The sequence below is a fragment of the Micromonospora sp. WMMC241 genome (assembly GCF_027460165.1).
Taxonomy (GTDB): domain Bacteria; phylum Actinomycetota; class Actinomycetes; order Mycobacteriales; family Micromonosporaceae; genus Micromonospora; species Micromonospora humi.
The window spans coordinates 2,031,894-2,049,225 of the sequence record NZ_JAPZBF010000001.1; the positions used below are offsets into that span (position 1 = coordinate 2,031,894).

General features: G+C 74.0%; 14 protein-coding genes, 1 tRNA gene and 1 pseudogene. 4 read left to right on the forward strand and 12 right to left on the reverse strand.

Annotated elements, in window-relative coordinates:
- Window positions 1–175 precede the first annotated feature (175 nt).
- The 6 genes and pseudogenes from O7598_RS09690 to O7598_RS31440 form a co-directional block, all read right to left on the reverse strand.
- A complete protein-coding gene (locus O7598_RS09690; protein WP_442929845.1) occupies window positions 176–2,506 on the reverse strand; it encodes a DUF3488 and transglutaminase-like domain-containing protein in 2,331 nt (776 codons plus the stop codon).
- Complete coding sequence (locus tag O7598_RS09695; protein WP_269690974.1) at window positions 2,482–3,636, reverse strand: DUF58 domain-containing protein; 1,155 nt, start codon at window positions 3,634–3,636, stop codon at window positions 2,482–2,484. The genes O7598_RS09690 and O7598_RS09695 overlap by 25 nt, the downstream gene beginning before the upstream one ends.
- 2 nt (window positions 3,637–3,638) lie before the next feature.
- Window positions 3,639–4,634 (reverse strand): AAA family ATPase, encoded by a 996-nt coding sequence (locus tag O7598_RS09700; protein WP_269690975.1) that lies wholly within the window; start codon window positions 4,632–4,634, stop codon window positions 3,639–3,641.
- Between the two features lie 26 nt (window positions 4,635–4,660).
- The gene (locus O7598_RS09705) at window positions 4,661–7,297 is read right to left on the reverse strand and encodes a fibronectin type III domain-containing protein (RefSeq protein WP_269690976.1); all 2,637 of its coding nucleotides are present in this window, start codon (window positions 7,295–7,297) and stop codon (window positions 4,661–4,663) included.
- A gap of 144 nt (window positions 7,298–7,441) precedes the next feature.
- Window positions 7,442–8,254, reverse strand: a complete 813-nt coding sequence (locus O7598_RS31435; protein ID WP_269694827.1) for a fibronectin type III domain-containing protein — start codon at window positions 8,252–8,254, stop codon at window positions 7,442–7,444.
- Window positions 8,255–9,892: 1,638 nt separating this feature from the next.
- Window positions 9,893–10,141, reverse strand: a pseudogene (locus O7598_RS31440) (hypothetical protein); the annotation flags it as partial.
- Window positions 10,142–10,265: 124 nt separating this feature from the next.
- Between O7598_RS31440 and O7598_RS09720 the strand changes: the two are divergent.
- Window positions 10,266–10,352 (forward strand) — tRNA-Leu (locus O7598_RS09720).
- Between the two features lie 163 nt (window positions 10,353–10,515).
- Here O7598_RS09720 and O7598_RS09725 read toward each other — a convergent pair.
- Window positions 10,516–11,628: a sensor histidine kinase gene (locus O7598_RS09725; RefSeq protein WP_269690977.1), complete on the reverse strand. Its 1,113-nt coding sequence runs from the start codon at window positions 11,626–11,628 to the stop codon at window positions 10,516–10,518.
- Complete coding sequence (locus O7598_RS09730) at window positions 11,625–12,284, reverse strand: response regulator transcription factor (protein WP_269690978.1); 660 nt, start codon at window positions 12,282–12,284, stop codon at window positions 11,625–11,627. Before O7598_RS09730 ends, O7598_RS09725 begins: the two co-directional genes overlap by 4 nt.
- Before the next feature lie 217 nt (window positions 12,285–12,501).
- Between O7598_RS09730 and O7598_RS09735 the strand changes: the two genes are divergently transcribed.
- Window positions 12,502–13,347, forward strand: a complete 846-nt coding sequence (locus O7598_RS09735; protein WP_269690979.1) for a S1 family peptidase — start codon at window positions 12,502–12,504, stop codon at window positions 13,345–13,347.
- A gap of 189 nt (window positions 13,348–13,536) precedes the next feature.
- Window positions 13,537–14,067 carry a hypothetical protein gene (locus O7598_RS09740; protein ID WP_269690980.1) on the forward strand — a complete coding sequence of 177 codons (531 nt, stop codon included), beginning with the start codon at window positions 13,537–13,539 and terminating at the stop codon, window positions 14,065–14,067.
- Between the two features lie 7 nt (window positions 14,068–14,074).
- On the opposite strand, the gene O7598_RS09745 is transcribed toward O7598_RS09740, so the two are convergent.
- The 3 genes from O7598_RS09745 to O7598_RS09755 all read right to left on the reverse strand — a co-directional run bounded on the left by O7598_RS09745 (window position 14,075) and on the right by O7598_RS09755 (window position 16,264).
- Window positions 14,075–15,454 (reverse strand): MBL fold metallo-hydrolase, encoded by a 1,380-nt coding sequence (locus O7598_RS09745; RefSeq protein ID WP_269690981.1) that lies wholly within the window; start codon window positions 15,452–15,454, stop codon window positions 14,075–14,077.
- A gap of 127 nt (window positions 15,455–15,581) precedes the next feature.
- A complete protein-coding gene (locus O7598_RS09750; RefSeq protein WP_269694828.1) occupies window positions 15,582–15,938 on the reverse strand; it encodes a rhodanese-like domain-containing protein in 357 nt (118 codons plus the stop codon).
- An 11-nt stretch (window positions 15,939–15,949) separates the two neighbouring features.
- Complete coding sequence (locus O7598_RS09755) at window positions 15,950–16,264, reverse strand: rhodanese-like domain-containing protein (RefSeq protein ID WP_269690982.1); 315 nt, start codon at window positions 16,262–16,264, stop codon at window positions 15,950–15,952.
- A gap of 176 nt (window positions 16,265–16,440) precedes the next feature.
- Here O7598_RS09755 and trxA point away from each other — a divergent pair, with 176 nt between their 5' ends.
- The gene (gene trxA / locus O7598_RS09760; protein ID WP_269690983.1) at window positions 16,441–16,800 is read left to right on the forward strand and encodes a thioredoxin; all 360 of its coding nucleotides are present in this window, start codon (window positions 16,441–16,443) and stop codon (window positions 16,798–16,800) included.
- Between the two features lie 51 nt (window positions 16,801–16,851).
- Here the strand turns inward: trxA and O7598_RS09765 are convergent, their stop codons facing one another.
- Window positions 16,852–17,244 carry a DUF302 domain-containing protein gene (locus O7598_RS09765; protein WP_269690984.1) on the reverse strand — a complete coding sequence of 131 codons (393 nt, stop codon included), beginning with the start codon at window positions 17,242–17,244 and terminating at the stop codon, window positions 16,852–16,854.
- Window positions 17,245–17,332 lie beyond the last annotated feature (88 nt).

Consider the following 17,332-nt stretch of genomic DNA (forward strand, 5'->3'; position numbering starts at 1 on the left):
GCGCCGCTCGGCGTCGGACCTCCGCGGCGTGTGCCTCCTTCGCGTGCCTTTGGAGCTGAGTCATCGGTGATATCGCTCCGGCGGGCGCGACGAGCCGCCAACAGGTGAGTCGTTGCTGCCATCAGCTCGAAAGGCACCCACACCGAGGTGCGAGCCGAATCGGTACGGCGAACGGTCAGCGCCGCCAACGCAGCGGGCCCGGGTGCACCCGCCACCACAGCCGCCGCCACCGCGGCCGGGCGTCGCGCAGGGCGTCGCCGTACGAGGCGACCAGCGTCGCCGCCCGTTCCGCCTGGTCCGGGGAGGTGCCCGGGCCGAAGGTGGCCTGGTTGACCAGTCCGGCCAGCTCGCCGACACCACTGGCGTCCACGTCGCCGACCGATGGGCCGCCGGCCGCCGCGCGGGTCTCGGCGAGCGCGCGCCTGGCCCGCTCGGCCACCTCCGCCGCCGCCAGATCGTCACCCACCGGCCGGCCGGCCAGCCGCAACGCGTCGGTCAGCTCCCGCCAGGCGCCCGCGATCCGCGCACCGGGGTCACCCCGCTCCAGCCGGGACCGGCTCAACCGGCGGCGCATCGCGGCCAGGGCCGCCAGCACCGCCCCCACCACCAGCAGCAGGCCACCGACGCCGCCGCCCACCAGCACCGGCGTACCCGGGCCACCCGCGGCCCGGCCCGACGCGGGCGCGGCGGCCGGGGGAGTGGCCGTGGGCTGCTCGGTCGGCGCCGGCACCTCCGACGGCGGCGGCTCCTCCGGCTGCGGCCGGAAGTCCTCCTCCACCGGGCGGGGCTGCTCGTCCGGGCGCGGCATCGGATCGAACGGCACCCAGCCCACGCCGTCGAACAGCACCTCCGGCCAGGCGTACGCGTCGGCGGCCCGCACCGGCCCGTCCGCCTTCGGCTGGAACCCGACCACCACCCGGGTGGGCAGCCCGGCGAGCCGGCCGAGCACCGCGAACGCGGCCGCGAACTGCTCCGACGTGCCCCGCTGCCCACCGCCGTTGCGCGGCCCGAACAGGAAGAACGTCAGGTTCGGGTAGGCGTGCCCGCTCGGCGCGTCGGCGGTCACCCGGTAGTGCTCGGCGAGGAACGTGGCGATCGCGTCCGCCCGCGCGTACGGGGCGCCATTGGACTCGGCGAGCTGGGTGGCCAGCCGGCGCAGTTGCTCCGGCGCGCCGTCGGGCACCCGCAGCACCCGGGACACCGCGTCCCCGGCCGGCACGTTCGCGGTGCTGACCAGGTTCGGATCAGGCCTCTCCCGGACCGACGACACGTCGTAGCGCAGCCCCGGGGCGAGCCCCTCCGGCCGGATCAGCGTCCCGCTCGCCGGGTCGTACGCCACCCGCGCGCCGCCCACCTCGCGCGGCGTCGGCACGGCCGGCAGCAGCCGCCCGGTCAGGTCGGCCACGGTGATCTCCTGGCGCACCGCGTCGGTCGTCGCGCCGGGCGCGGGATCGACCGCGGGCAGGATCCGCCCCGCGTTGCGGTACGTGGCCCCCACCCGCCAGGTCACCCCGTCGTAGTCGCTGAGCACCGCCAGCCGGATCCGCGGCGGCCCGCCCTCGGTCGAGCCGGCGACCGTCCGCACGTCGAGCAGCCGCTGGTCCGGGTTCAACGCCCAGCCGGAGATCCGGATCAGCGGGTTCTCGTCCAACGACTCCACCTGCGGCGGCTCCACGTAGCGGCGCGGGTCGACCGGCCGCTCGTCGACCTGGCCCGCGACCACCGGGGCCAGCAGCGCGGCGAGCGCCACCACCACGGCCAGCCCGGCCGCGCTCGCCGCCGCCAGCCGCAGCCGCACCGCCGCCCGTACCGCCGGGGTGAGCCCGGCCACCGGGTCGCCCGCCGCCGGGTCGCCGCGGCGTCCGGGCACCGCCAGCCCGGCGGCCGCGACCGCCGCGAACAGCACGGTGGGGCCGACCGCCGGCGCCGCGTTCGGCCCCACCACGTAGAGCGCGCCGGCGTAGAGCAGCGCCGGTGGCAGGTAGCCCAGCAGCACCCGGCCGGCCCGCAGCGCCACCTCGGTGGCGGTCAGCCCGGCCAGCCAGGCCGCCACGACTGGCACCAGCACGGTGTCCGGCGCCGGCTGCACCGGGATCATCGCGGTGAGCAGCCGGGGGATCGCGTTGCGGGCGGCGTCACCGGCCACCTCGCCGAGCCCGCCGGGCAGCGCCGCGTGGCTCGCCGCCAACCGCAACGACAGCAGCGTCCAGGCGGCCAGGGCGGCCACCGACACCGGCGCCACCAGCCACGACGGCAGCCGCCGGGCGGCCACGCCGACCAGCACCGAACCGGCCGCCGCGCCGACCATCAGCCGGGTCAGCAGCGGGTCCGCGTACACCCGGCCCAGCACCACGCCGGAGAGCGCCACCAGCACGACAAGCGCCACCGGCAGCGGCGCCGCCCGCAGCACGGCCGCCACCCGCCCGCGCGCCGGCGTCTCCGGCGGCGCCGGCGCGGCGGCCGGGCGCGGCGCCGTCACGGTCACCACCGGCGGATCCCGTCCCACTCGGCGGCGAACGCCGCGCCGTCGGCCGCGTCCAGCACCACCAGGCCGCTCGCCGCGGCCGTCGTCGGCGCGCTCGCGCCGAACATCCCCACCACCACCGACGGGTACGCGCCGCGCAGCGCGCCGACGTGCCCCAACTCGTCGCCGGCGCCCGGCCCGGTCAGGAAGACCAGCGTGTCGCCGAGTCGCTCCTGACGCAGCCGGCTCGTCGCCGCCGACAACACCTCCGCCCCGCCGCCGGTCAGCTCCACCGCGGCGAGCCGGTCCAGCGGCCCGGCCACGCCCGCGGGCTCCACCTCGGCCGGCGCGACCAGCAGCAGGTGCACGGGCAGGTCCTCGCGCACCGCGGCGGCCACCACCGACGCCGCCGCCTCGCACGCCGACTCGAACGACTCCGCCACCCCGGCCGAGCGCACCGGATGCGCGGCGGCCCGGTTGTCCAGCACCACCACGAGGCGCGGCAGGCTGGTGTCCACGTTTTCCCGCACCATCAGCTCACCCACCCGCGCGCTGGTCCGCCAGTGCACCCGGCGCAGTTCGTCGCCGACCACGTACTCCCGCAGCGAGTCGAACGTGATCGACCCGTGCGGCACGCTGTCGACGCGCCCGTCGAGGCTGCGCCCGGCGCCGGTGGGCACCGCGGACAGCGGGTGGATGCGCGGGTGCACCCACACCGGGACCGTGCCACCGTAGCCGCGGGCCAACGCCATCAACCCGAGCGGGTCGCGGCGGACCACCCGCAGCCGGCCGACCGGCACCACCCCGCGCCGCTGCGTCGGCACCGGGTAGCGCACCCGGGTGTCCCGCCCCGGACGCAGCCGCAGCAGCGGCACCGGCACCAGCTCCCCCGCGCAGCGGTCCTCGGCCACCAGGTTCGCCGCCCGCAGCCGGCCGGTGTTGCGCACCGCCAGCTCCATCGCCGCCGGCTCGCCCCGCGCCACCCGGTCCGGGTCGGCGCGACGCTCCACGGTCAACCGGGGCCGCCAGGCGGCGGTCACCACGGCGTAGCCGACCGCGACGCCGGCCGCCGCGCCGAGCACGGTCAGCTCCGGGTACGCGTACCGGAAGCCCACCCCCAGCAGCACCAGGGCGGCGACGAGCAACCCGACCCCACGGGCGGTGATCCCCACGCTCAGCCGTGCGCCGGAGCGGGCTGGCCCGACGGCAGCGGCACCGGCACCGAGGCGACCGCCTGGCGCAGCACCTCGGCCGGCGTGACGCCGCGCACCTGCGCGTCCGGGGTGAGCAGCAGCCGGTGCGCGAAGACCGGCTCGACCAGCGCCTTCAGGTCCTCCGGCATGATCCAGCCCCGCCCGTCGATCAGCGCGTACGCGCACGCCGCCCGGGTCAACGCGATCACCCCGCGCGGGCTCACCCCGACCCGCACCTGCGGGTGGGTACGCGTGGCCGCGGCCAGCCGCACCGCGTACGCGTACAGCGGCTCGGCGATGTGCACCCGCCGGGCCATCTTCACCATCTCGCCGACCGTGGCGGTGTCGGTGACCGGGGTCAGCGAGTCGGGGGAGCGGACCGTGGCGCCGCGCAGCACCTCCACCTCGACCGCCTCGTCCGGGTAGCCGACGGAGAGCTTCACCAGGAACCGGTCGAGCTGTGCCTCCGGCAGCCGGTAGGTGCCGTCCATCTCCACCGGGTTCTGGGTGGCCACCACCAGGAACGGCTGCGGCACCGGGTGGCGGACGCCGTCCACGGTGACCGTCCGCTCCTCCATCACCTCCAGCAGCGCCGACTGGGTCTTCGGCGACGCCCGGTTGATCTCGTCGGCGATCACGATGTTGGCGAACACCGGCCCCGGGTGGAACTCGAAACCGCGGGTGGCCTGGTTGAAGATGGTCACCCCGGACACGTCCGAGGGCAGCAGGTCCGGGGTGAACTGGATCCGCCGCCACTCACCCTTGACGGTGGCCGCCACCGCGCGGGCGAGCGTGGTCTTGCCGACGCCCGGCACGTCCTCGAGCAGCACGTGGCCCTGGGCGAACAGCGCGGTCAACGCCAGCCTGACCACCTGCGGCTTGCCCAGCACGACCGCGTTGACGTTGTCGGCGAGCCGGGCGGCCAGGGCAGCGAAGCCCTGCACCTCCGGCTGGCTCAGCGGTTCGTGCGTGTTCACGGTGGCGCCTCTCGAGGATGTCGCGGTCAGCAGGTGGGCAGCAGGTTGATGTTGTCGCCGCCCTCCAGGTTGAGCCAGGCCCACGGGATGTAGTCGCGGCCCTTGCGGTGGTCCACGCGCACCCACCAGGTGCTCTTCTTGTCGTTGTTGTAGATGTAGGCGTAGACCTCTTCGCCCGACTTCTTGCAGTAGGCCTTGAGCCGGGCGCCGTTGGGCTCCCAGCCCGCCTGCCTGCTGTTGTCCTGCTGGGTGACCTCGAAGATCTCGTTGCCGTTGCGCTCGCCCGGCACGTCCCGCGAGCAGTAGGTCGCCTCGGCGCCGGAGGAGCCGTTGCGGCAGGTCGCGATCCCGTACAGCGCATCGGTCGTCTGCGCTCGGGTCGCGGTGTTCTTCCCGGCCGCGTTGTTCGCGGTCAGCGTGACCGTGTAGGCGGTGCCCGGCGTCAGCCCGGTCACCCGGAGGCTGGAACAGCTCCCGGTGGCCGTCTTGCCGCCGGTGGCGGCCGTGCAGGTGGCGCGCCCGCCGCCGGCGTCCACGGTGAACGTCACCGTCACCGATGTGGCGTCCGCCGACGAGCCGGTCACCGTGATCCGCGGCGCGGCCACGGTGCGGGCGGTGGTGGTCGCCTCCGCGCCGGCGCCGGCCTCGTTGACCGCCTTGACCTTCACCGTGACGTTCTGACCGTCGCCGAGCCCACCCACTGTGGCCCGCACGTCGGTCACCTCGACGGTCTTCCCGCCGGCCTCCACCACGTACTTCGTCACCGGGCGGCCGTTCTCCACCGCCGGCGACCACTGCACCGCGACGGTGCCGGGCTGGTCGGCCACTGTGGACGCGCGCAGCTCGCCCGGCGCGTTCGGCGTCGTGAACGGCACCACCGTGTTGCTCACCGGGGATGCCTTCGACCCGGCGCCCTTCTCGCTGACCGCGGTCACCGTGAACGCGTACTGCGTGCCGTACTCCAACTGGCCGGCCGGCACGACCAGCTCGGTCTTCGGCGACTCACCGGCCGGGGCGCTCGCGCCGGCCGAGGTCGCGGTCACCGCGTACCGGGCGACCGTGTTGCCCTGGCCGTTCGCCGCGGGCCAGCTCACCCGGACCGTGCCGTCCGGCCGCGCCTCGGCGGTCACCGCGGCCGGCGGGTCCGGCACCTCGGCGGTCGGCACGACCGGGTTGCTGCGGCGCGTCGGACCGTCGCCCTTGGCGTTCACCGCGTGCACCTCGAACGTGTACGTCTCACCGTTGGTCAGGCCGGTGATCTCCAGCGCCCGCTGGTTCGCGCCCACCTGGTGGGTCTGGCCGCCGCCCGCCACCACGTACCGGGTGATCTCGGCGCCGTTCGACGAGGCCGGCTGCCAGCTCACGCGCGCCGAGGCGTTGCCGGCGGCGGCGCGGACCGACTTCGGCGCGCCCGGCTTGCCCACCTTCGGCTTCTTCGGCGGGGGCGGCGGCGGGGGAGCCGGCGGCGGGTCGCCGCCGAGCACGTCGTTGGCGTACTTGTTGACCTCACGGACCCGGTTCCGGTCGTCGACCACCTGCGCGGTGGACGAGTCCGGCGGGTTGATGAACAGGTGGTTCTCGCGAACCTCCAGCTCGACCGGCCCGGGCCGGACGGACCCCTTGATCGTCTCCACCAGCTGCCCGGCGGCGTCGAACGAGTAGACCGTGCCGGTGTCCTCGTCGGCGCAGTAGAACCGCCCCGCCCAGGCCACCGCCGGACTGAGCCGGGCGCCGGCGCCGGGCACCGTGAACCGCTTCACCTCGGCGCCGTCGCGGACCACGTGCACCGACCGGTCACCCGGCACGGTGACCGGCACCTGCGGCCCGCTGGTGCGCGTCGGCAGGTTGCCGGGCGCGGTCATGGTGCTCAGGTCGGCCCGCCGCGTCTCGCCGCCGGTGACCGTCACCAGCGACGCCGACGTGCGGTCCAGCACCGCCACCCCCTCGTCCAGGGTGGACACCACCAGCTCGTGCGCCGGCTCCGCCACGTCGTACGTCTCGACCCGCTTCGGGCTGAGCCCGGCGGGCGGTGCCTCGCCCGGCGTGGCCGGCAGGTCGGCGGCGGTGACCGCCGAGACGGTGCCCTCGCTCGGCACCGCGATCCACAGCTTGCCCGCGCCGTCGAACGTGCCGCCGGTGATGCCCGGCGGGTAGCGCACCGGCTCGCCCACCGGCGTCAACGCCCGCGGGTCGAGCTGCCGCACGATGCCCTGCACGGCGTCCACCACGAACGCGGCGCCGTCGTGCAGCGCGACGCTGACCCCCAGCCCCGGCGCGGTCGGCGTGGTCGCGGTGATCTGCAACGTCGCCAGGTCGAGCGAGCTGACCTGACCGGTGTTGAGGTCCCGCAGGATCAGCAGCCGGTCGGTCTGGGCGACCTGCATCTGGTGACGCCGCCCGCCGGGCACCTCCATCCGGGTGTCCACCCGGGCGGTGATGCCGTTGACCCGGGCCAGCTCGCTGCGCGTGGTGCTCCACAACCAGGACGACGAGTCGAAGTTGGCCACCGCGTTGTCGGCGGCGCCCAGCCCGAGCACCGTCAACCCCATCGCGGCCAGCAGCGCCGCCACGGTGCCGATGGTCACCAGCCCGCCGCGTAACCGCTTCCGGGGGCGGGCCGTCTCCGGCCCGGCGGTGCTCGTGACGTCCTCGATGGTGGTCACAGCCGGCTGCCTTCCCGCGTCGGTGGAGGAGGCGCCACACCTGGCCGACCCTCCCCAGAGCCGGGAGCCATCATAGGTGCCGGCCGGGGCCGGTGAAACCCGCACCGTCCCGCTGTGGACACCGAGCGTGTCCCCGGTGACCGGTCAGTTCGGCGTGCCGCCGCCCTCCCGGTCCGTGCACACCTGACCCGAGGTGGCGTACGAGTCGGTCGAGTAGACCGCCAACACCGTGAAGCAGTAGTCCAGCTTCGCGCTCAACCCGTTCACCGTGTAGCGGGTCTGTCCGGCGTCCACGGTGGCCATCACCCCGAGTTTCTGCCCGGCGCGGCCCCCGGCGACCACGAACGGCACCCCGCCACCGGTCGGGTCGGTCCAGGTCACCGTGATCGTGGTGGTGTCGTCGCGCAACCGCAGGTCACCCGGGGGTGGCCCGGTCACCTTCGGCTTCACCGCGGTCGGCGCCGGGGCCGGCGGCTCGGCGTCCCGGTTCAGCCACACCGCGCCTCCGGCGACCGCGGCCACCACCGCCAGCACCGCGCCGCCGACCACCAGGGCCAGCACCGTCCGGTTACGGCCGCGCGGCTCCGACTCCTCCGCCACCGGGTACGCGGCGGGTTGGTGGAACGCCGCCGGCACCGCCGGCCAGGAGCCCTGCTCCGGGTACGTCGCCGGCTCCGGTCGCGTCGGCTCGGGGAAGTCCAGCAACCCGTCGTACACCGGCAGCGGCCGCTCCTCGACCGGCGTGTCCGCTCGGCTGCTCCGGTCGGCCCCGTGGCCGTCCTCGGCGGTCCAGGGCTCCCCACCCGCGCCGGGGGCGGCCTGGGTGGCTCCCGCCGGCTCGGCCCCGGCCGGCCCGTCGACCGGCTGCGGCGGCGCCGCGCTGCTCCACGGTGGTGCGGTCAACCCCCACGGCGGCACGGGCGTGCCGCTGACCGGCGCGGCCGGCGGCCCGCTCACCGGCGCACCGCTGACCGGATACGCGCCGGGCCCACTCACCGGATACCCCGGAGGTCCGCTCACGGGATACGTGGGCGCGGCGCTCGCGGCCCGCGTCGGAGGCCTGGTCATGGGGTGTGTGGGCGGTGCGCTCACCGGATGCCCGGGCGGTCCGCCGGCCGGGTGGGACGGTGGACCGCTGACCGGGTGTGGTGGCGGTGTGGTCAGCGGGTGCCCGATCGCCGGGGTTGCGCTGCTCGGCGGCCCACTGACCGGCGGTGCGCTCACCGGCGGTGCGCTTGCCGGCGGTGCGCTTGCCGGCGGTGCGCTTGCCGGCGGTGCGCTTGCCGGCGGTGCGCTTGCCGGCGGTGCGCTTGCCGGCGGTGCGCTGACCGGAATTGTGATTGCCGGTGGTGCGCTGACGGGTGGCGCGCCGGCGTCGTGCGAATCCGTGGGCGGTTCGTTGGCCGGGGATGCGGCGGCGGCCTGCCGCTCCGCCTCCTCGCGCAGCAACGGGCCGATCTGCTGCACCTGGATGGTCGGCTTGTCCCAGCCCGGTCCGGACGTCGCGGCGCCGGCTCTGAGATCACCCACCGGCGTACGCGTGGGCGGGGCGACCGCCGGCGCGGGCCCCTGCCCCGGAACTGAGGTCCGTGGCGCCGCCGGCGGACCCGACACGGGCGCCGGGGCGGGCGGTGCGGCAACCGGCGGGGTGACCGGAACACTCGGCGGTGGCGGCAGGACGCCACTCGACGGCGGGCCCGAGACCGGGGCCGGGTGGCGGGGCGTGGGCGGCGTGGTGGACGGAGGCGGTGGCACCGGCGCGGCGGAGGCCGGCATCGCTCGGGCCGGCGCAACCGGATCTGCCCCGACGTCGGGCGACGGCCGGCGAGACGGCGGGATCACCGGTGCCGGAGGCAGGGGAGCGACTGTGGGGGTCGGCGCCGGCCGCCCGGGGATCGGCGGCGGGACGACCGGCGGCCGGGACGGGACCGGCGTCACGCCGTGGCCTGGCGGGACCGGCGTCACGCCGTGCCCCGGCGGGACGGGCGTCACTCCCGGGGGCGTCGGAGGCGGTGCCCAGGGACTCGACTGCCGCTCCGTCGCTGCGGGTGGGGCCGGGGGTGCCGAGGAAGGGATGACCGGTGGAGGTGGCAGCGGCGTCCGCGCGCTCCGGGGCGACGTCGACCCCGGCCAGGGCGTCCGGGACGCCGACCTCGGTGGTGGCGCCCACTCCGCGCCGGGCACCGGGGGTGCGGGAGGCGGCGGCGGGACCGGTCGGGAAGGGTACGAGGGCGCGACCGCCGGCAGCGACACGGTGGGCCCGGACAACGCCGGGTCGGGGGAGCCACCGGCAGCGGCGGCGGAGCCGCCGGGAGGTGGGCCGTAACCGCCGGGAGCGGCGGCGGAGCCGCCGAGATAGTGGCGGGCTGCGCGTACCGCGGGGTGGTCCGGACCGAGCACGGCGGGCCCGGCGGTGGCCACCCGGCCGTAGTTGCGGCGGGCCTCGTGCCGGTTGCCCAGCTCCTCCGCCACGCCGGCGAGGTCGAAACTGAGGGCGAGCATCAGCGGGTCGGCGTCGCCGCGACGGCGCTCGCCCGCCGCGTAGGCCTCCTCGAGCACCCGTCGGGCAGCGGCCGGGTCGTCGGCCTCCCGGTGCAGCCGGGCGAGCAGGTGACCGGTGGCCAGGACGTCCTGGTGGTCCTCGCCGTACGCCGGTCGGGCCGCGGTGATCGCGTCCGCGAGCAGGCGGCGGGCGCCGGTGAGATCGCCCGCGGCGCGAAGCGCCAGGGCCTGGTGTTGCGCGGCGGTCAGCGGGGAGGGGTGGGGCACGAGAGCAATGCTGCCCGGACTCGCCGGTCCCGCGCTACCCGCCCGGATTGCACAGCGTCTGAGCTGCTCATACATGGCGCGTTGGTGGTGATGTGCATGATCGTTCCGGGCCGTGTACAGTAATGCCCCGTGCGGCCCGCCGGGCCGGCCGATGCGGTGACGCGCTCACCTCGGTCGATTGGGTAGGCTGGACGGGCAGGTCCGGGTGGCGGAATGGCAGACGCGCTAGCTTGAGGTGCTAGTGCCCGTATAGGGCGTGGGGGTTCAAGTCCCCCCTCGGACACCAACTGAATCCCAACGGTGCGCGGCAAGGTCAACACTTGCCCGCACCGTTTGTGTTTCCGGATCGTACGACAGGTGCAGCCCGAGGCTGCGGTAGACCTCAAGCTTGTGTTCCGGCTCGGGGTGGGACGCGGCGTCGTCGACGCCGTCGGTGGACGTCCGGTGGTTCAGTCGTCGGCCGTGCCCGCTGCGTCGTCGTCCACCACGGGGAACGTCACCTGGATCCGCAGGCCGTCCCGGCCGGTGGAGGACGCGGTGATGATGCCCTCGTGCGCCTGGGTGATCGAGCGGGCGATCGCCAGTCCGAGACCTGCGCCGCCGCTGTGGTCGATGCGTCTGCCGGACCTGCGCCGGAACGGCTCGAACAGGGCGGCGACCTCGTCCGGGGGGACGTCGTCGCCGGTGTTCTCGACGACCAGCGCCGGGTCCGTGCCCACTCGCACCTCCAGGGTGCCTCCGGGGCGGTTGTACTTCAGGCCGTTCTGCACGAGGTTGACGACAAGTCTTTCCAGCAGCACCTGCTCGCCGGCGACCAGCCGAGGGCTCAGCCGGCTGATGATCGTGACGTCGGCCTTCTCGGCCCGGGCCCGGTGGGCGTCCAGCACCGTCGCGGCGATCCGGTCGAGCCGCAGGGGGACGTGCGTCAGCAGGCCACGGTCGCTCTCGCTGAGCACCAGCAGCCCTTCGATCAGGCGTTCGTTGCGCTCGTTGGTCTCCAGCAGCTGTGCGGTGAGCAGCGCGAGCTGATCGTCGTTGAGGGTACGCGCCATGCTGACCTCGATCAGCGTGCGCTGAACGGCGAGCGGGGTCCGCAGTTCGTGGGACGCGTCCGCGGCGAATCGGCGTTGGGCCTCGTATCCCACCGCGATCCGGTCCATCATCGCGTCGATGGCGCGGCCCAGGACCGTCAGTTCGTCGCGGCCCGGGCCGGGCTTCAGCCGGTAGCCCAGGTTCTGTGGTCCGACATTGGCGATCACGGGTACGAGGCCCCGCAGCGGACGCAGGCACCAGCGCGCGGCGGGGTAGCCGGCGGCCAGGAGGATCAGCAGGACGACCGTCACGGCGATCGCCATGGGCAGGCGCGGACGCCGGAACACCTGTACGCAGAAGAACGAGGCGTCGTTGCCCGGCGCCCGCAACCCGGGTGTGGCGCACCAGGACGGGCCGAACTCCCGCCACAGCGCGAGCAGCAGCTCAGCGACCGTCGTCACGAACGGGGCGATCAGCAGGAGGATCCCGACGACCAGGAGGATCCGCCGGGCCGGTGAGGGCGAGCTCATGCCCCGAACCGATAGCCGACGCGCGGCACGGTTTGGATCACCGGCGGATCTCCGAGCTTGCGGCGCAGGGTCATCACGGTGGTCCGTACGGTGTTGGTGAACGGGTCGGTGTGTTCGTCCCAGGCCTGCTCCAGCAGGTCCTCGGCGCTGACCATCCGGCCGCCGGCGCGCATCAGCACGTGCAGGACGGCGTACTCCTTCGGTGACAACGAGAGCGCCAGCCCGTCGCGGGAGGCGCTGTGCCTCGAGACGTCCAGCACGATCCCGTCCTGCTCGAGCACCGGGGGCAGCGCCGGGGTCGAACGTCGGGACAGCGCCTGCAGTCGGGCGACGAGTTCGGCGAAGGCGAACGGCTTGGTCAGGTAGTCGTCCGCGCCGAGGCCGAGACCCTCGACGCGTTGCCGGATCCCGGCGGCGGCGGTCAGCAGCAGCACCCGGGTGCCGAGGCCGGACCCGGCGATCCATCGGCACACCTCGTCGCCGGTCTGTCCTGGCATGTCCCGGTCGAGGACGGCCACGTCGTAACGGTTGACCGCGAGCCGCTCCAGGGCGCTGTCACCGTCGTAGACCACGTCGACCGCCATGGACAACCGGCGAAGCCCGTCGGCCACCGTGTCGGAAAGCATCCGCTCGTCGTCCGCCATCAGCACCCGCACCGCGTTCCCTCCCCGTCGTTGGTCGTGCCCCGGAGCCGCCGCCCGAAAGATTGCCACCCGTCGGATAAAGAACCGATAAGGGCGCCGCTGACGCTCCGCGTACGCCAGGTGTCGCAGCCTGGGTGCGTTCCCGCTCCCGCTCGTACAGGCTGGTGATTCCGTGCTCCGAGTCGTCTCGAAGTGTGCCACGATCGTCCTGACGGCCGCCGTTGTCGCCGTGGCTCCGGTCTCGACCCGGCCGGCATCGGCCATCGCGCACGCTACGGACGCGGCTGACGGCGCGTACCGGTTCTCGGCCCGGCTGACCATGACCGGTCTGCCGGTGGCCGGCGGCGGCACCCGGGACAGTTGGTGTTCCGGTGCGTTGATCGCCCCGCGTTGGGTGATCACCGCTGGGCACTGTTTTCGCGGACCCGACGGCCGGCGCGTCAGCCGGGTCGTCGCCGACCGGACCAGTGTCACGGTCGGGCGCACGGACCTCGCCAGTCGGGTCGGGTACGAGGCGGAGGTGGTCGCGGTCCGGCAGGCTGACACCGTCGACGTGGCCCTCGTCGAGCTCGACACCGCGATCACCGGCGTGGTGCCGCTGCGGCTCGCCGACGCGCCGCCGGTGCCCGGGGAAGTGCTCCGGCTGACCGGGTACGGCTCAACCACCGCCGACGGACTCGTGCCGGCGGGCCGGCTCCAGACCGGCCGATTCACCGTCGGTCGGATCGGCGCGGAAGCCATCGAGACCTCCGGCCGGCAGCCTCGTGCGGACACCAGCCCGTGCCCGCACGACTCCGGCGGACCCTACTTCCGCGAGCGCGCGGACGGCACGGCCGCCCTGGTGGCGGTCGTCAGCACCGGCCCGGGGTGTCCGCATCCGGGCCCCGACTTCAGCGCCCGCACCGACGTCCTCGACGACTGGATCGCCGCCTCGATCGACTCGACCGGTGGTCCGGCGCGCTGGATACCGGCCGTGGTCGGCGGCGGCGTGGTGTTCGTGTTGTTGTCGGTGGTCCTGGCGAGGCTCCGATGCCGACGAGCGCCACCTCCGCGCGGGGCGGCCATCGACGAATGACCGAAGGTCATCGATCAGAGTGATCCCACGGGCGAGGTCGGCGACGGCATCGAGGTCCGGTGACGTGGCGGGCCGGGCAGCGCCCGGCTCGCCAGGAGGGCGGCTCGGCGGCATGCGGCATGCGGGATGGCGGATGAGCCAATCTGGTGCTGTAGCAGTAGCCGCCGGCCGGCCTGGAAGGATGTGAGCGTGACAGGTGCGGGTACTGCGGTCGACAGGCTGGCGGCGTTGGTCGGCTGGAGCGGCAGGTCTGCGTACGACGTGGACTGGTCGTCGTTGGAGGTCGCCTTCGGTCACCAGTTCCCGACGGACTTTCGGCAGTACGTGGAGCGGTTCCCTCCGGGCGCGTTCGACTTCGTGCAGGTGTTCCATCCATGCGAGAGGGAATACCGCGAGGATGCGGCTTACTACGTCGACGTACTTCTCTGGCGAACCGATCCGGCCAACGGTATCGAGGATTACTACAGGTTCGGCAACAAGCCGGGCGAACTGTTCGCTTGGGGGACGGTCAACGGCGAGTTTGAGCTTTGTTGGGAGTTGACCAGCAAGCCCGCCGACGGGTGGACGTGCGTGGTGGCCGACATTCGCGGCCGGACCGGAGAACGCTATCCAGGCGGCATGTTGGACCTACTGTTGGATGCTCTGGGCGGCACCGGAAGGGTCAGCTCGCTGGACTACCTCCGTGAGGTCCTGCCAACCACCTTCGAGCCGTACTCCTAAGGGACGTTCAGACGGCGGCGTGCATGGTCTGCCAGGCGCCGTAGCCCCCGAGCAGGTCGGAGACGTCCGCCCGACCGGCGTTGCGGAGCAGGCTGGCCGCCACCGAGGAGCGGTAGCCGCCCGCGCAGTGCACGACGACCGGCCGGTCCACCGGCACCTCGTCGAGGCGCCGCGTCAGCTCGGCGAGGGGGATGTGCAGGGAGCCCGGAACGGCACCCTGCTCGCGCTCACCGGCGTTGCGGACGTCGAGCACCACCGGTGCCTCGGGGCGGTTCAGCGCGTCGCGCAGCTCGGTGGCGGTCAACCGGCTCGCGCGGGCCATGTCCCCGGCCATCTCGAGGAACGCGCCTTCGGGCTCGCGGAGATAGCCGACGACGTGGTCGAAGCCGATCCGGGCGAGCCGTACGACGATCTCCTCCTCCCGGTCCTGCGGGGCCACCACGAGTACCTTGCGGTCCGGGGCGATCACGCTGCCCGCGGTCTCGGCGAACCGACCGTCGGCGGGGATGTTGACGGCCCCCACGAGGTGGCCCGTGGCGAACTCCTGCGGGTCGCGGGCGTCGACCACGACCGCGCCGTCGGCGCGGGCCTGGGCGAACTCGGCGGCGTCGAGCGGCCGCGGGGCCTTGGTGTGGTCGAACAGCTCGCGGGTCTTGCGGTTGAGCACGGCGTCGAAGGCGAAGTAGCCGGGCGCGGACGGCTGGCCGCCGGTGACCAGGGCGAGGAACTGCTCCTGGCTCATCGGGGCGCAGGCGTAGTTGGTGCGGCGCTGCTCGCCGATGGTGGACTGCCGCTCGGTGGAGAGGTTCTTCCCGCAGGCCGAGCCGGCGCCGTGGGCGGGGAAGACCCGGACCTCGTCGGGCAGGCCCATCAGCTTGTGCTGGACGCTGTCGTAGAGCATCGCGCCCAACTCGTCGGCGGTGACGCCGAAGGAGGCGAGCAGGTCGGGGCGGCCCACGTCGCCGATGAACAGGGCATCGCCGGTCATCACCCCGTGCGGCACCGGGTCGTTGGCGTGCTCATGGACCAGCACGCTGATCGACTCGGGCGTGTGGCCCGGGGTCTCCATGATCTCCAGGGTCACGTCGCCGAGGCTGATCCGCTCACCGTCGGTGAGCTTGCGGATCGGATACTCGGTCTCGGCCCGCTGCCCGTAGCCGATCCAGGCGCCAGTCGCCGCAGCCACCTCAAGGTGACCGGCGAGGAAGTCGGCGTGGAAGTGGGTGTTGATCACCCCTTCGATGGTCAGGCCGTGCGACCGCGCGTCGGCCAGGTACTCGTCGATGTCGCGGCGCGGGTCGACCAGCACGGCCCGGCCGGTGCGCTCGTCGGCGATCAGGTACGACGCCTGGGACAGGCAATCCAGGTAGTACTGGGTGAACAACATGGTGCCGACTCCTTCGAAGTGATGACCAGCGATGTAATGACGATAGCGTATACCCCCGGGGGTATATTTGGTCGAAGGTCCCGGGCTCTCGGGACCTTCGCAGGGGGCGGCGGCCCGCCGGGCCGCCTCAGGTCAGGTGCCCGGGCCGCCCACCCTTGGCCTGGAGCGGCATTCCGGCTCGGACCCAGGCCCGCATCCCGCCGGCCAGGTTGTAGGTCTGGTGGTGGTCGCGGGCGAGCAGCGCGGCCGCCTGCCGCGAACGCGCCCCGGACCGACACGCGGTGATCACCAGCCGGTCCGCCGGTACTTCACCGGTTCGGCCGGTGAGCTGGCCGAGCGGGATGTGCCGGGCCCGAGGTGCGTGGCCGGCACGCCATTCGGCCGGCTCCCGGACGTCGAGCAACAGCCCTCCATCAGCGATCAGCGCCGCAGCCTCCTCGGGCCCGATGGAGGTGTGCTGCTTTCCGAAGACCTTCTTCAGCATCCCGCCGAGGTTCACGCGTCCGCTCCCGTCACGATGGCGCGACCACTGCGAGCCCACCCGCCGGTGCCGCCGGCGACCGACCGGGCGTCGATGCCCGCGCGGGCCAGGAACTGCGCCGCGGACAGGCTGCGGCCACCGCTGGCACAGATGACGTAGACCGGGCGGCTGCGGGGAAGTTCTCCGACCACTGCAGCCAGTTGTGCCAGCGGCACCGACCGGGCGCCGGGCACGTGGCCCTCGACGTATTCGAACGGCTCGCGGACGTCCACCACAGTGGCCCCGTCGGCGTGCGCGGCGGCGAAGTCCGCCAGGTTCACCTCTTGCATCTCATCCTCCGTCCAGATACCCCCCGGGGTATCTACGTCGACCATAGCGCGCCGGGCCCCGTTCGGCATTCCGCCGGCCGAGTACCGGTGTGAGGGTTGCGACCGCCGGGAATGCAAACCCCCGGGGGTATGTTGACCTGTGTGAGAGCACTGCCGCCGAAACGTGGAGGTTGGACATGGCGAGCGTGGCGTTGACCGGCGCGGACTTCGAGGAGAACGTCACCCGCGACGGGATCGTGCTGGTGGACTTCTGGGCGAGCTGGTGCGGTCCCTGCCGCGGCTTCGCGCCCGTCTTCGAGCAGGCCAGTGAAAAGCACCAGGACATCGTGTTCGGCAAGGTGGACACCGAGGTGGAGCAGGGTCTCGCCGCGGCAGCCCAGATCCGGTCGATCCCGACGCTGATGGCCTTCCGGGACGGCGTGCTGGTCTTCTCCCAGCCGGGTGCGCTGCCGGCCACGGCTCTGGAGAAGGTGATCCAGGCGGTCCGCGACCTCGACATGGACGAGGTGCGAGCCAAGCTTCCGGCCAGCCGGTGACACCCTGATGACCGCGGGGGGTCCTGGCGATGCCCGCACCCCCGCCGTTTCTCATCCGGAGAGGGCGTCCAGGGCGGCGCGCAGTCGGCGGGTTGCCTCGTCGGCGACCGCCCGCAGGTCGGCGGCATCGCTCAGCTGCACCATCACCCGCGGGTCGAGCGCCTGCACCAGGGTGGCGCCCGGCCCGTCGGCGCGCACCACGACGTTGCACGGCAGGAGCAGGCCGATGTTCCGGTCGGCCTGCACGGCCCGATGCGCCAGCGGCGGGTTGCAGGCGCCGAGGATGACGTACTCCTCGAGCTCGACCCCGAGCTTCTCGTGCAGTGTGGCCCGCATGTCGATCTCGGTCAGCACGCCGAAACCCTGGTCCTTCAGTGCCGCCCGGACCCGCTCGACGGCCGGGGTGAACCCGGCGGACAGCCGGATCGTCATCGCGTAGCTCATGCTCTGCCCTCCCTGAGGTGAGATGGTGCCGGCCGCGAACGACCGGCGTGAGTGATTCGGCAAAACCGTGCCGGGGCGACCAGAGGAG